General features: G+C 63.8%; 14 protein-coding genes. 10 read left to right on the forward strand and 4 right to left on the reverse strand.

Features of this window, described 5'->3' with window-relative positions:
• Together AC3AYF_RS10005 and AC3AYF_RS10010 are read right to left on the reverse strand one after the other, a co-directional pair.
• On the reverse strand, nucleotides 1-412 hold a 412-nt coding region (locus AC3AYF_RS10005; RefSeq protein WP_487779692.1), incomplete at its 3' end, for a tetrahydrodipicolinate N-succinyltransferase N-terminal domain-containing protein.
• A 68-nt stretch (nucleotides 413-480) separates the two neighbouring features.
• Nucleotides 481-840 (reverse strand): ArsC family reductase, encoded by a 360-nt coding sequence (locus AC3AYF_RS10010; protein ID WP_295038054.1) that lies wholly within the window; start codon nucleotides 838-840, stop codon nucleotides 481-483.
• A 215-nt stretch (nucleotides 841-1,055) separates the two neighbouring features.
• On the opposite strand from AC3AYF_RS10010, the gene copM reads away from it, so the two are divergent.
• Nucleotides 1,056-1,454, forward strand: coding sequence for a CopM family metallochaperone (copM, locus tag AC3AYF_RS10015; protein ID WP_295038056.1), 399 nt, complete (start codon nucleotides 1,056-1,058; stop codon nucleotides 1,452-1,454).
• 28 nt (nucleotides 1,455-1,482) lie between these two features.
• Here the strand turns inward: copM and AC3AYF_RS10020 are convergent, their stop codons facing one another.
• Both AC3AYF_RS10020 and map read right to left on the reverse strand, forming a co-directional pair.
• Entirely contained in the window at nucleotides 1,483-4,158 is a 2,676-nt protein-coding gene (locus tag AC3AYF_RS10020; RefSeq protein WP_487779693.1) for a [protein-PII] uridylyltransferase, read from the reverse strand.
• A gap of 42 nt (nucleotides 4,159-4,200) precedes the next feature.
• Entirely contained in the window at nucleotides 4,201-4,992 is a 792-nt protein-coding gene (map, locus tag AC3AYF_RS10025) for a type I methionyl aminopeptidase (protein ID WP_295038062.1), read from the reverse strand.
• Between the two features lie 362 nt (nucleotides 4,993-5,354).
• Here map and rpsB point away from each other — a divergent pair, with 362 nt between their 5' ends.
• The 9 genes from rpsB to bamA all read left to right on the forward strand — a co-directional run.
• Nucleotides 5,355-6,086 (forward strand): 30S ribosomal protein S2, encoded by a 732-nt coding sequence (gene rpsB / locus AC3AYF_RS10030; RefSeq protein ID WP_295038066.1) that lies wholly within the window; start codon nucleotides 5,355-5,357, stop codon nucleotides 6,084-6,086.
• 168 nt (nucleotides 6,087-6,254) lie between these two features.
• On the forward strand, nucleotides 6,255-7,124 hold the full coding sequence (tsf, locus tag AC3AYF_RS10035) for a translation elongation factor Ts (protein ID WP_110714747.1): 870 nt from the start codon (nucleotides 6,255-6,257) through the stop codon (nucleotides 7,122-7,124).
• A gap of 155 nt (nucleotides 7,125-7,279) precedes the next feature.
• Complete coding sequence (gene pyrH, locus AC3AYF_RS10040; protein ID WP_487779694.1) at nucleotides 7,280-8,035, forward strand: UMP kinase; 756 nt, start codon at nucleotides 7,280-7,282, stop codon at nucleotides 8,033-8,035.
• A gap of 10 nt (nucleotides 8,036-8,045) precedes the next feature.
• Nucleotides 8,046-8,603, forward strand: coding sequence for a ribosome recycling factor (gene frr / locus AC3AYF_RS10045; protein WP_295038070.1), 558 nt, complete (start codon nucleotides 8,046-8,048; stop codon nucleotides 8,601-8,603).
• A gap of 64 nt (nucleotides 8,604-8,667) precedes the next feature.
• Nucleotides 8,668-9,429: a polyprenyl diphosphate synthase gene (gene uppS, locus AC3AYF_RS10050; RefSeq protein WP_295038072.1), complete on the forward strand. Its 762-nt coding sequence runs from the start codon at nucleotides 8,668-8,670 to the stop codon at nucleotides 9,427-9,429.
• Entirely contained in the window at nucleotides 9,422-10,222 is an 801-nt protein-coding gene (locus tag AC3AYF_RS10055) for a phosphatidate cytidylyltransferase (RefSeq protein ID WP_295038073.1), read from the forward strand. The genes uppS and AC3AYF_RS10055 overlap by 8 nt, the downstream gene beginning before the upstream one ends.
• Nucleotides 10,223-10,229: 7 nt before the next feature.
• A complete protein-coding gene (gene ispC / locus AC3AYF_RS10060) occupies nucleotides 10,230-11,450 on the forward strand; it encodes a 1-deoxy-D-xylulose-5-phosphate reductoisomerase (RefSeq protein ID WP_295038076.1) in 1,221 nt (406 codons plus the stop codon).
• Complete coding sequence (rseP, locus tag AC3AYF_RS10065) at nucleotides 11,450-12,805, forward strand: sigma E protease regulator RseP (RefSeq protein ID WP_295038088.1); 1,356 nt, start codon at nucleotides 11,450-11,452, stop codon at nucleotides 12,803-12,805. Before ispC ends, rseP begins: the two co-directional genes overlap by 1 nt.
• Before the next feature lie 149 nt (nucleotides 12,806-12,954).
• The coding region (gene bamA / locus AC3AYF_RS10070) for an outer membrane protein assembly factor BamA (RefSeq protein WP_487779695.1) at nucleotides 12,955-14,644 on the forward strand (1,690 nt) is incomplete at its 3' end.

A 14,644-nucleotide genomic window follows, 5' to 3' on the forward strand; every position in this document is an offset into this window, starting at 1 on the left:
CTTCGTTGGTCCAGGCGATGTTCTTGAGCAGGCCGAACATGCCATCGAGCTTGACGCCATGGGGCTTGATCAGCCGATGGGACAGCAGATGCAGCTTCAGATAGACCTCCGGCACGCTGGCCGGCGCATGATCGTCGCTCAGGAACACCGCGACCAGCGGGCGCCTGGCATCGACGAACGACTCGGCGAGTTCGGCCTGGTCGGCGGCGCCAGCTGCTCGCAGCGCCGCGGCGAGCCCAGTCGCGTGCTCCGGCAGGAAACTGACGACTTCCTCGCTGGCATCGGCACCCAGTGCCTGGCGTGCGGCGGCGACGAGATCGGCGGCGGGCTGATGCAGCGGAGCCGGATAGTAGACTTCGAGCCAGTCGCCCTGGCTGTTCTGGGTGCCGATTCCTAGCGCGAAGCTCAACATCGCAGGTTCCTCATCGTGTTCGGTGAAAGGGTGTCTTGGAAGGTCGTGGGCCGGCGCGAGTTCGCCCGCTAGTCCAGCGTCGCGTAGCGGGCGGGATCGAAGCCGACGATCAGGGTGTCCTGGCCGGCAGGGCCGGTGCGCTGCAGTAGCGGGCGCTTCAGCAATGTCGGGTTGGCCAGCATCAGCTCGCGCGCGCGCTCGGCGTCCAGCGGCTCCTTGTCCGCGGCATCGAGCTGTCGCCAGGTGGTGCTGCGGGTGTTCAGCAGTGTCTGCCAGCTGGCGGTGGCCAGAAAGGCATCCAGTCGTTGCGGATCGAGTCCGTCCTCCCGCAGGTCGTGATAGCGATACGGGATACCCAGCTCGTCGAGCTGGCGGCGGGCCTTGCGGCAGGTGTCGCAGGTCTTGATGCCGTAAACGGTGATGGTCATGTCGCTGGCCTGTCGGGCGCTGCCGGAGAAGCGGCAGATTATAGGCGCCCACGGACGGCGGCTCAAACCGCACCGCTGCGACGCCAGCCGCGTGTCGGTCGGGGCCCGGTCCGACTGGTGTCGATGAAACGACAGTCGAGCGTCTCGGGTCGCGCTTGACCTATGGGTGACACCAGGGTGCTAGCGTCGGATGTTTCCCTGGGGAGAATTGACGAATGACGACTTCAAGGCGCTGGTTGGCCGGTATCGCAGCCGCTGGCTCACTGGTGTTTGCCGCCAGTGGTCTAGCTCAGCAGCATGGCGATGGTCATGGTGACCATCAGGTCCGTTCCGACGCGTCCGGACAATCCAGCGAGGCCAGCGAGGCCTACCGTGAGGCGGCGACGAGAATGCAGCACGACATGGAGCTGGCCAACAGCGGTGATCCGGATGTCGACTTTGCCACCGGCATGCTGGCCCATCACATGGGGGCAGTGGCGATGGCCGAGGTCGAGCTCGATCACGGCAAGGATCCGGAAATGCGAGCGCTGGCTCAAAAGATCATCGAGGCCCAGCAGGCCGAGATAGAACAGATGCGGGCTTGGCTGAAGGCCAACCCCGCACCGGCCGATTGAGGAGATCTGGAGCTGGCACGACCGGGCGCTACACGTCCAGGACCTGGTACAGGCGCTCGCGCAGTCGTGCCTGGGCTTCGGGATCGGTCAGCGGCCGTCCGTGCTTGTCGGTGATGAAGAAGACGTCCTCGACCCGCTCGCCGAGCGTGGCGATCTTTGCCGTCGACAGCGCGATGTTCTGCTCCATGAAGATGCGGCCGACCCGGGCCAGCAGTCCCGGGCGATCGGGGGCGATCAGCTCCAGCGAAGTGCGCGCGTTGGCGGGGTCCTGCTCGATGATCACCTCCACCGGTACGCGGAAGTGCTTCAGTTGCCGAGGGGTGTGACGGCTGACGATCTGGGGGTAGTCGTCGGGATCGTCGAGCTCCTCGACCAGGTGTCGGCGGATCGTCTCCAGTCGCGCCGGATCGCGGATGGCGTCGTCGTCGTCGTCGAGCAGGATGAAGGTGTTGAGCGTCCAGTCGTCGCTGGAGGTGGCGATGCGGGCATCGTGGATCGACAGGCCCAGTTGCTCGATGGCGGCCGCCGTCGCGGCGAACAGGTCGTCGGCCGAGCGCGTATGAATGAACAGCTTGGTGCCGCCCTCGGTCATGTCCTCGCTGGGCGCACTGACCAGCACCAGCGGCAGGTGGTCGTCGTGATGGGCGAGAATCCCCTGGGTCTGCCAGACGATCTCGCTGGGCGTGTACTGCAGGAAGTAGTCTTCGCCGAAGGTCTGCCAGAGTGCCGCGACGCGGGTCACGTCGGCGCCGACGGTCCGCAGCAGCCCCAGCGCCTCCTCGCGGGTCTCGCTGACCCAGCCCTGTCGGTCGACGGTGTTGTCGAGGCCCCGGCGCAGCACGCGGCGGGTCTCGGTGTAGAGCTGGCGCATCAGCGAGGCGCGCCAGCCGTTCCATAGCGTCGGGTTGGTGGCGCTGATATCGGCGACGGTGAGCACGTAGAGATAGTCGAGGTGGGTCTCGTCGCGCACCGTGCGGGCGAAGGCGTGGATCACGTCCGGGTCGGAGATGTCGCGCTTCTGTGCCGTCTTCGACATCAGCAGGTGGTGCTCGACCAGCCAGGTCACCAGCTGCGTATCCCAGCTCGACAATGCATGGCGACGGCAGAACCCGGCGGCATCGACGGCGCCGAGTTTCGAATGATCGCCGCCACGGCCCTTGCCGATGTCGTGATAGAGCCCGGCAATCCACAGTAGTTCGAGCTTGGGCAGTTTCTGAATCACATCGATGGCGACGGTGTATTCGTCGGTATCCCGCTCTTCGCGAAAACGCTGCAGGAAACTGAGCAGGCGCAGGGTGTGCGCGTCGACGGTATAGATGTGAAACAGGTCGTGCTGCATCAGGCCGACGGCCTCGCCGAACTCGGGCAGATACTTGCCCAGCACCCCGTAGCGATTCATGCGGGTGAGCTGGGTGGGGACATCGCCGCCACTGCGTAGCAGTTCCATGAACAGGCTCTGGTGGCGCAGGTCGTCGCGGAAAGCGTCGTCGATCAAGTGGCGATGATCGCGAATCTGACGGATGGTGTCGGCCCGGACGCCCTCGATCTCCGGATGCTGGGCCATCAGCAGGAACAGCTCCAGCAGCGCGCCGGGGCGCCGCAGGAAGACGTTGGGGTGACGGAGCTGAATGTAGCCACCCCGATTCTCGAAGCGCCCGTTGATCGGCTTGACCTCGAGCGCCTCGCCGGCGTGGAGAATCACTTCATCGAAATGCTGCAGCAGCATGTCGTTCAGTCCCGCCAGGGCGGTGACGTGGCGGTAGTAGGCTTTCATGAATTGCTCGACTGCCAACCGCTGCGGTGTGTCCGCGTAGCCGAACAGCTTGGCCAGGGCGCGCTGGTGGTCGAACAGCATGCGATCCTCGGCACGCCCGGCGATCATGTGCAGGGCGTAGCGAATCTGCCACAGGAACGCCTGGCCCTGGCTGAGGATCCGCAGCTCGGCATCGTTCATGAAGCCCTGTGCGACGACGTCTTCATAGCGCAGGGGGCCGAAATGGCGCTTGGCCACCCAGCCGATCATCTGGATGTCGCGCAGGCCGCCCGGCGCGCTCTTGAGGTTGGGCTCGAGGTGATACTCGGAGTTGTCGTGCTTGTAGTGGCGGGCGATCTGCTCCTGCCACTTGCCTTCGAAGAACGCCGCCGACGACCACATGTGGCGGGTGGAGAGGCGCTCCCGCATGGCGCTGCGCAGGGTTTCCGGGCCCGCCAGGGTGCGGGTTTCCAGCAGGTTGGTGATGACCGTGATGTCGCTTCGGGCCTCCCGCTCGCAGTCATTGAGCGAACGCACGCTCTGCCCGACCTCGAGGCCGATATCCCACAGCAGGGTGATGAACCCCGTCAGCGACTCGCGATAGGGCGTGTCGTCGTCCGTGCCGAGCAGCAGCAGCAGGTCGATGTCGGAGTAGGGGTGCAGCTCGCCGCGACCGTAGCCACCGACGGCCAGCAGGGCGACGTTGTCGTCCGGCCACTCGAACCGCTCCCAGGCGATCTCGAGCAGTCGGTCCAGGCACCAGGCGCGGCCGTAAACCAGGTCGCGCACATCGGCGCCGCCGCGAAAACGGTCGTCGAGGCGCTCGCGGATCGTCTTCAGCGCCAGCTTGAACAGCGCGACGGGTTGGGAGTCACGCGCCAGCTCCTCGCGAAAGGCCGCTGCATCGAATAGTGTTTCGTCGGGTTGAAAACGATAGTGGTGCAGCAGCATGCGACGGGCGTCTCCGGAGGCGAGGCAGCAGGCGGGCGACGATCAGTCCGTCAGGAAGCCGAAATCTTCGTCGGAACGGGCCGTCAGGACCTCCACGCCGGAAGCGGTGACCAGCAGAGTGTGTTCCCACTGCGCCGACAGGCTCTTGTCCTTGGTCACTGCCGTCCATCCGTCCTTCAATACCTTGGTGCGATAGCCACCGGCGTTGAGCATCGGCTCGATGGTCAGGCACATGCCTTCGGCCAGTTCGGCATCGGCTTCCGGCGCGTAGCCATCATAATGCAGCACCTGCGGTTCCTCGTGGAAGCCTGCGCCGATGCCGTGACCGCAGAAATCCCGGACCACGGAGTAGCCGGCTTTCTCGGCATGGTTCTGGATCACCCGGGCGATGGTCGACAGCCTGGCGCCCGGCCTGACTTCGGCGATACCTTTATAGAGGCTCTCCTGAGTGACGCGGCAGAGGCGCTCACCCTGTATCGTGTCACCGATGACGAACATCATGCTGCTGTCGCCGTGATAGCCATCCTGGGTCTTCACGGTGATATCGATATTCATGATGTCGCCGTTCTTGAGCTTCTTGTCGAAGTCGGGGATGCCGTGGCAGACGACGTGGTTTATCGAGGTGCAGATCGACTTGGGAAATCCGTGGTAGTCGAGCGGCGCGGGGGTCGAGCCCAACTCCTTGACGATGAAATCGTGGCAGAGCCGGTCCAGCTCACCAGTGGAGGCGCCGGCCGTGACGTGCGGGATGATCATCTCGAACACTGCGGCGGCCTGGCGGCCGGCTTCGCGCATTTTTTCGATTTCGTCGGGCGTCTTGCGTGGAATGTTCATGCGCTCTCGCAATGGGGCAATAGGAGGATGAGTCGTTCCGGATGGCGATGAATGGCTCGCCCGGGAGCGGTCTTAGACGACCGGCGACTTCATCTTGTGCGTCTTCTATGGTATAAATCCGCGCGCTCGACTGCAATTGCCCGTCGACACGTTCCGGCGAGGATGGGCGATCTGGCCCGCGACAGGCGTCTCTACGCTGTCGCAGGGCGGTCGAGTCAGTAGCGGCGACGGCTTTCGAACGAGGGCCGCGTCATCAAAAACACACACGCACCGACACATGGTCCCGGGTGCCGCGACGGTCTAGCCGAGCGGTCGGATCCATGGGGTGTGTGGAGGCCTAACCCGATTCTTTAGGAGTCATCATGGCACAAGTCAATATGCGCGATCTGCTCAAGGCAGGCGCACACTTCGGTCACCAGACCCGTTACTGGAACCCGAAGATGGGGCAGTACATCTTCGGCGCACGTAACAAGATTCACATCATCAACCTCGAGCATACGCTCCCGGCACTGCTGGAAGCGACTGGCATCGTCGAGAAGATGGCCTCTTCCAGCAACAAGATCCTGTTCGTCGGCACCAAGCGTTCCGCCAGCAAGATCATCAAGGAAGAAGCCACTCGCGTCGGTCAGCCGTTCGTCAACCATCGCTGGCTGGGCGGCATGCTGACCAACTACAAGACCATCCGCCAGTCGATCAAGCGCCTGCGCGAGCTCGAAACCATGCGCGAAGATGGCACGTTCGAGAAGCTGACCAAGAAAGAAGTGCTGATGGCAACGCGCGAGCAGGACAAGCTCGAGCGTTCCATCGGCGGCATCAAGGAGATGGGTGGTCTGCCCGACGCGCTGTTCGTGATCGACGTCGATCACGAGCGCATCGCGATCAACGAAGCCAACAAGCTTGGTATTCCGGTGATCGGTGTGGTCGACACCAACTCCAACCCGGACGGCGTCGATTACGTCATCCCGGGTAACGACGATTCCATTCGTGCCATTCAGATCTATGTGCAGGCGATCGCCGACGCTTGCGGCAAGGCGAAGGAAGGTCGTCCCGACGAGTTCGTCGAGGTGAGCGAGACCAGCGAAGCCGCTCAGTAATCGAGAGAACGGCATCGAGTCTGCGCTGAGCATGCTCCCGCAGGGCGGCAGTCGGTTCGCCGATATCGGCGCAGACACAAGGGGGCTCCATAGCCCCCTTTTTACACCCGGAGCGACGCTCGCGTGGCGTCGTTCGTCAGACGAAACAGCGATTCTCAGGGGTAGAACATGGCAGCTATCAGCGCTTCTCTAGTCAAGGAACTGCGTGAGCGTACCGGTCTCGGCATGATGGAATGCAAGAAGGCATTGACCGAAGCCGACGGTGACATCGAGCGCGCGATCGAGGATCTGCGCAAGAATTCCGGCCTGAAGGCCGCCAAGAAAGCGGGCCGCACGGCCGCCGAAGGCGCGATTCTGACCCGAGTCGCCGAAGACGGCAGCTACGCCGCGATGCTGGAAGTCAACTCGGAGACCGATTTCGTCTCCCGTGACGACAACTTTAAGAGCTTTGCCTCCAAGGTGCTGGCCAAGGTGTTCGAGACCAAGTCCGAAGACGTGGCGGCCATCATGGACGGCGAGCTGGAAGACGCGCGCAATCAGCTGGTGCAGAAGATCGGCGAGAACATCTCCGTGCGTCGCGCGGTCGTCGTCGATGCGCCGGAAGGCGGTGTCGTTGGCGCCTACGTCCATGGCGACCGTATCGGCGTGCTGAGCGTGCTCAAGGGTGGCAACCCGGAAGTGGCCAAGGATGTCTCCATGCACGTGGCCGCGATCAACCCGGTCGTCGCGCGTCCGGAAGACATGCCGCAGGCCCAGCTCGACAGCGAGAAGGCGATCATCCTGGCCCAGCCGGACATGGCCGGCAAGCCGGCGGAAATCGCCGAGAAGATGGTTCAGGGTCGCCTCAAGAAGTATCTGGCGGAGAACAGCCTGACCGAGCAGCCTTTCGTCAAGGACCCGAACCAGACCGTTGCCGAGTACGCCAAGACGGCGGGCGGCGAAGTGGTCGGCTTCACGCGCTTCGAGGTTGGCGAGGGGATCGAGAAGGAAGAGGTCGATTTCGCCAAGGAAGTGATGGAACAGGCTCGCCGCAGCTGAGTTCCTTGCAGTGCCTGGGATCGTGCGCAGGTGCTTGCACCTGTGGACGGTCCCTCTGATGGCGTGCGCGAAAGCGCACGCCATCGCGTATCCGGCGGATGAGAAGAGCGTCTGCCACCTGCCGAATCCGACTCGTCAAACCAGGAGAGAGCGTCATGCCTGAAGTCATCGATCGACCCAGCAAGCCCAATGAGCGTAGCGACAAGTCGAAGTACAAGCGCATATTGTTGAAGCTGTCAGGCGAGGCGCTGACCGGTGAGCAGGATTTCGGCATCGACCCCAAGGTGCTCGATCGCATGGCGCTGGAGATTGGCCAGCTGGTGGGGATCGGTGTCCAGGTCGGTATCGTCATCGGCGGCGGCAACCTGTTCCGCGGTGCGGCGCTGCACGCGGCGGGCATGGAGCGGGTCACCGGCGACCACATGGGCATGCTGGCCACGGTGATGAACGCCCTGGCGATGCGCGATGCGCGGGAGCGTTCCAATATCCGTTCGCGAGTGATGTCGGCGATCCCCATGAGTGGTGTCGTCGAACACTACGACCGGCGGACCGCGATTCGGTATCTGACGTCGGGCGATGTGGTCATCTTCTCCGCCGGTACGGGCAATCCCTTCTTCACGACCGACTCGGCCGCCTGCCTGCGGGGCATCGAGATCGACGCCAACGTCGTGGTCAAGGCAACCAAGGTCGATGGCGTCTACGACAAGGACCCGGTCAAGCACCCGGAAGCCGTCAAGTACGAGCGGTTGAGTTACGATGAGGTTCTGGATCAGAAGCTCGGCGTAATGGATTTGACCGCCATCTGTCTGGTACGGGACCATGACATGCCGGTTCGCGTCTTCGACATGACCAAGCCTGGGGCACTGTTGAATCTGGTGGTCGGTGGGCGAGAAGGCACGCTGATTGATTGAGGTTTAGGACATGATCGACGATATCAAGAAAGATGCTGGCGCGCGCATGCAGAAGAGCCTGGATGCGCTCCAGAGCAATTTCCACAAGATCCGCACCGGCCGGGCCCATCCGAGCATACTGGATGCGGTGATGGTGGAGTACTACGGCAGTCAAGTGCCGATCAACCAGGTCTCGAACATCACGATCGAGGACGCTCGGACGCTAGCCGTGACGCCTTGGGAACGCCCGATGGTGCCGAAGGTCGAGAAGGCGATCATGACCGCCGATCTCGGGCTCAACCCGGCTACCAACGGCAACGTGATTCGCGTGCCGATGCCCCCGCTGACCGAGGAGACGCGGCGCAACTATATCAAGCAGGCGCGTGCCGAGGCCGAGAACGCGCGAGTCGCGATTCGGAGCATTCGCCGCGATGCCAATGGCGATCTCAAGGCGCTGCTCAAGGACAAGGAGATCACCGAAGACGACGAGCGTCGCGGCGAAGAGGAAATCCAGAAGTTGACCGACAAGCATGTCAGCGAGATCGATCGACTGCTGGAAACCAAGGAACACGACCTGATGCAGGTATGAGGGTCCGGGTGCCCGACGTCCTCCGGTACGCGGGCGCCGCTACCCACCTGTCTTGCGAGCTATCATGACAGACACGCAGTCGCGTGACGTTCAAGCGATGCCGTCGATGCCCCGCCACGTGGCGATCATCATGGATGGCAACAATCGCTGGGCGCGCGCCAGAGGGCTTTCCAGCGCACAGGGACATCGCGCTGGCGTCGAGTCGTTGCGCGCCGTCATCCGGCGGGCGGCGGAGCAGCGTATCGAGACCCTGACCCTATTCGCCTTCTCGAGTGAAAACTGGCGTCGTCCCTCGGCAGAGGTCGGCGCGCTGATGGAGCTCTTCATGCTGGTGCTCAAGCGCGAGGTGAAGAAGCTCCACGAGAACGGCATCCGGCTGAGCATCATCGGTGACCGCCGGCGCTTCTCGCCCTCCCTGCAGAAGCACATGAATCGTGCCGAAGCGTTGACCCGGGACAACTCCGGGATGCATCTCGTCGTGGCCGCCAACTATGGCGGGCGCTGGGATATCGCGTCCGCGGCGCAGCGCCTGGCACGCAAGGTCGCCGATGGGGTCATGAGTCCGGATGCGGTCGACGAGGCGGCTCTGGATCGCGAGGTGTGCCTGAGCCAGGAGCCGCCCATCGACCTGTGCATCCGCACCAGTGGAGAGCAGCGGATATCCAACTTCCTGCTGTGGCAGCTTGCCTATGCGGAGTTCGTGTTCGCACCGGAGCTTTGGCCCGACTTCGACGGTGCGGCGTTCGATGCCGCGATCGACGCTTTCAAGCAGCGCCAGCGCCGTTTCGGCATGAGCCAGCAGCAGGTCGAGGTTCAGGGTGCTTAGACAGCGAATACTGACGGCGCTGGTGTTGGCGCCACTGGCCCTCGGCGGCCTGTTTGGCCTCTCCGGGGGCGGTTTTGCCGCCTTCACCGCGTTCGTCCTGCTGCTCGGGGCCTGGGAGTGGGCGCGTCTGGCCGGATTCGACGCGGTCAAGCCGCGACTGCTCTACACCGCCGGTCTCGGTCTGCTGCTGCTGGTCGCGTGGTGGTCCGGGTGGATCGTGGCGCGCTGGCCGCTCTGGCTCGGTGCGCTCGGCTGGCTGGCCAATACCTGGTGGGTCTCGCGTTACCCCGGAGCGACCGGCCAGTGGCAACCTCCGGTGCTGCGCCTGAGCATGGGCGTGTGGGTATTGTTGCCCTGCTGGGTGGGGCTCTATCAGCTGCGGCAGCAGGGCAGCGAGTGGCTGCTGTTCGTGTTGCTGCTGGTCTGGGTGGCGGACATCGGGGCCTATTTTGCCGGGCGGCGCTATGGCCGGCGCAAGCTGGCACCGAGCGTCAGCCCGGGCAAATCGTGGGAAGGCGTCTACGGTGGCTGGGTCGCGGTTGCGGTTCTGGTCCTGCTCTATGCGCTGTGGCTTTCGCTCGATTTTGGCCAGGCGCTGGCCTTGCTGGTGGTCGCGCTGGTGGTGGCGTTCGTCTCCGTCATCGGGGATCTGCTCGAGAGCATGCTCAAGCGCTTTCGCGGGCTGAAGGATTCCAGTCACCTGCTGCCGGGCCACGGTGGCATTCTCGATCGTATCGACAGCCTGACGGCTGCCGTTCCTCTCTTCGCCCTGATCCGCCCCTGGCTGGGATAGCGCACCGATGTCTTCCTCTTCCTGCAAGGTCACACTGCTGGGCGCGACCGGCTCCATCGGTCGCAGCACGCTGGACGTGATCGCCCGGCACGCCGATCGCTATCAGCTTCATGCGGTGACCGCCCAGCGCTCCCGCGAGGCGCTGCTCGAGATCTGTCTGCGATTCGAGCCGCAGCGAGCGGTGATCGGCACGTCGCAGGATGCCGAGTGGCTGCGCTCCCGGCTGCGGGAAGCCCGGTTGACGGAGATCGAGGTCTCCCATGGGGAGTCTGCCCTGCTGGAAGTGTCGCGGGCCACCGAGGTGGACGTGGTGATGGCAGCCATCATGGGGGCGGCGGGGCTGATGCCGACGCTGGCAGCGGTCGAGGCGGGCAAGCGCGTGCTGCTGGCCAACAAGGAGGCGCTGGTGATGTCCGGCGGGCTGTTCATGGATGCCGTGTCGCGCCATGACGCCACTCTTTTGCCCATCGACTCGGAACATAATGCCATCTATCAGTGTCTTCCTATGCAGCGTGCCGGTCGACACCGCGAGCTGAACCGCGACGGGGTATCGCGACTGCTGCTGACGGCGTCGGGCGGACCGTTTCGAACCTGGTCGCTGGAGGCGCTGGAAAACGTCACGCCCGAGCAGGCGTGTGCGCACCCCAACTGGTCGATGGGACGCAAGATATCCGTCGACAGCGCCACCATGATGAACAAGGGGCTCGAACTGATCGAGGCGTGTTGGCTGTTTGATACGGCGCCTGGGCAGGTCGAGGTGGTGGTTCATCCGCAGAGCATCGTTCATTCGATGGTCGGATATGCCGACGGTTCGGTGCTGGCGCAGATGGGCAACCCCGACATGCGCACGCCGATCGCCTACGGCCTGGCCTGGCCTGCGAGGCTCGATGCCGGCGTCGAGCCACTGGACCTGTTCGCGATATCGCGTCTCGACTTCGAGGCCCCGGATGAGGCTCGCTTCCCCTGTCTGCGGCTGGCCCGGGAGGCGATGGAAGCGGGTGGCACGGCGCCGGCGACCCTCAACGCCGCCAACGAGGTCGCGGTGCAGGCGTTCCTCGACGGAGAGCTCTCCTTTCTTGGCATTGCCAAGCTGGTTGAGGCCACGCTCGAGGCTACCGAGAGGCGAGCAGCGGATTCGCTCGACGTGATATTGTGCGAGGATGCGCGAGCGCGGCGGTCGGCCGAGCGCCTGCTGCATCAACGATCTTTCCAGAGGGGGCGGGCGTGATGGATACGATCCAGAACGTACTGGCGGTCATCGTCGTACTCGGCCTGCTGATCACGTTTCACGAGTTCGGGCATTTCTGGGTGGCCCGCCGCTGCGGCGTGAAGGTTCTGCGCTTCTCGGTGGGGTTCGGCAAGCCGCTCTGGTCGCGTTTCGATCGCCAGGGTACGGAATACGCCATTGCCGCCATCCCGCTCGGCGGCTACGTCAAGATGCTCGACGAGCGCGAGGGGCCGGTGGCGCCGGAAGAGCGGGATCAGGCGTTCAATCGCAAGAGCGTCTGGGCGAGAATCGCCATCGTGGCGGCGGGACCGATCGCCAATCTGCTGCTGGCCTTGGTCGCTTACTGGGCGCTGTTCGTCTATGGCTCCACCACCGTGGCGCCGGTGATCGGCGAGGTGACGCCGGGGTCGCTCGCGGCCCAGGGCGGGCTTCGGAGTGGGCAGGAGATCGTCAGCGTCGAAGGACGGGAGACGCCCTCGTGGAACGAGGTCAACCTCCAGCTGATCGCGGCGATCGGTGCCAACGGCGAGCTGGACGTCACGACCCGGGACCCCGCGGGCGGCGCGACTCGAACTCACGCCGTGCCCGTGCAGCAGTGGCTGGTGCGGCAGGATCCGCCGCAGCCGATGTCGTCGCTCGGCATCACGCCCTGGCGTCCCGAGGTGCCGGCGGTACTGGGCCGCGTGCTCGAGGACAGCCCGGCGAGTCGTGCGGGATTGCAGGCCGAGGACCGTATCCTCAGCGTCGACGGCTCGCCGGTCGCCGACTGGGTCGCGTTCGTCGACGTGGTGCGCAGCCACCCTGGCGCCGAGTTGTCGCTGACGGTCGAGCGGGATGGTGTGACCCGCGACGTCACGCTGATGCCCGAGGCGAGGCAGGCGGAGGATGGCGAAAACATCGGCTATGTGGGCGCCGCTTCCCGGCCGGTCGAGTGGCCCGAGTCCTATCGGCGCGAGATTCGCTATGGCCCGGTGGCGGCTGTCGGGCAGGCGCTGAGCAAGACCGGTGAAATGACCTGGCTGACGGTGGACTCGATCCGCAAGATGATCGTCGGCTGGATTTCGCCCTCGAACCTCTCCGGGCCGATCACCATCGCCCGTATCGCCGGAGACTCGGCGCGTAGCGGCGTCGAGACGTTCATCGGCTTTCTGGCCTATCTGTCGATCAGTCTGGGGGTGTTGAATCTGCTGCCGATTCCGGTTCTCGACGGCGGTCACCTGGTCTACTACCTGATCGAGCTGGTTCGAGGCAAGCCGGTATCGGAAACGGCCCAGGCGGTGGGCTTGCGCGTTGGCGTGGCATTGGTGGGATGCCTGATGGTGATGGCGTTCTACTTCGATTTGATGCGGCTTTGACGACAGGACGTCGTTGCCGGACGGCGCCGGGACCATCGGCGCGCGGGAAGACCCCATGAGTGGTGAGTGACGAGCTTGTCAGTCATAGGGAGAAATGTATAAGGTGCCTGTTCGATACGCGGGCGGACCCCACAGAAGCGACTGATTGCATGAAACTCAAGACCATCGGATTGGCAGGATTTCTGCTGGCCAGCTCTCCCGTTGCGCTGGCGGCACCTTTTGAGATTTCGGATATTCGTGTAGAGGGGCTGCAACGCGTCTCGGCTGCATCCGTCTTCAACGCTTTCCCCGTCAGCGCAGATCAAACGGTCGATGATCAGCAACTGGGCCAGGCTGCCCAGAAACTGTTCGATACTGGATTGTTCGACGACATTCGACTTTCCCGCGACGGTGACGTGCTGATCGTCAACGTGGTCGAGCGGCCGTCCATCGCCGAGATCAACATCGACGGCAACTCCCAGATATCCGACGACGACCTGCGCAAGGGGTTGAGCGATGCGGGGCTGGCCGAAGGCCAGGTCCTGCAGCGTTCGACCCTGGAAGAGATGCAGCGCGAGCTGGAACGGCTCTACCAGTCCCAGGGCCGGTACAGTTCGAACATCAAGACATCCGTCGAACAGCTCGAGCGCAACCGGGTTCGCGTCAATATCAACATCAACGAAGGCGAAGTCGCCAAGATCCGCCAGATCAACGTCGTCGGTAACCAGGCGTTCGACGACGACACGCTGCGCGATCTGTTCCAGCTCGAGGACAAGCCAGGCTGGTTCTTCGGCTGGTTTTCCGACGACGAGTATTCTCGCGAGGCGCTTTCCGGCGACCTGGAAACGCTGCGCTCGTGGTACCTCGACCGCGGCTACGTCAACTTCGCCATCACCTCGACCCAGGTGTCGATCAGTCCGGACAAGTCCCGCATCTTCGTCACCATCAACGTCGACGAGGGCAAGCGTTACAAGCTGGACAAGATCAATTTCGACGGCGATCTGAAGATCGACGAGTCGACCGCCCGTTCGCTGGTGACCGCCAAGTCCGGCGAGTACTACTCCCAGAGCAAGCTGACCGAGTCCTCGGAAGCGCTGCGCCAGAAGCTCGGTGCCGAGGGCTTCGCCTTCGCCGATATCAAGGCCGTGCCTACCGTCAACGAGGCGGGCGATACGGTGGATATCACCTTCCGCGTCGATCCGGGGCGGCGGGCCTACGTGCGCCGGATCAATTTCGAAGGCAACACCACCACCCAGGACGAAGTGCTGCGGCGCGAAATGGTGCAGATGGAAGGCGCGCCGGCCTCCACCGACCAGATCTCGCAGTCGCGCCAGCGTCTCGAACGGCTGGGGTTCTTCAAGCAGGTCGACGTGGATACCCGGCCAGTGGCCGGCGAACCGGACCAGCTGGACGTCACCTACAACGTCCAGGAGCAGCCGTCGGGTTCCATCTCCGCCAGTGTCGGCTTCTCCCAGAGTGCCGGGGTCATCTACGGTGCGGCGCTGTCGCAGAGCAACTTTCTGGGGACCGGTAACCGGGTCAACATCGGTGCGCAGCGAAGCGACACGTTCACCAACATCAACTTCGGCTTCACCGATCCGTACTGGACCCTCGACGGTATCTCGCGCGGTTACAACGTCTTCTATCGCGAAACCGACTACGAAGACTCCGATATCTCGACCTATTCGACGGATTCCTACGGCGGTAACATCAATTTCGGGTATCCGATCAACGATCTGTCGCGGCTGAACTTCGGTGTCGGGCTCGAAGACCTGTCGATCGACGGCGCCCACGGGGTACTGATCAACATCACCGGCGACTCCGGTATGACCCTGTTCGAGGTCAACGCGGCCTCGATGC

The organism is Salinicola sp. (assembly GCF_982684285.1).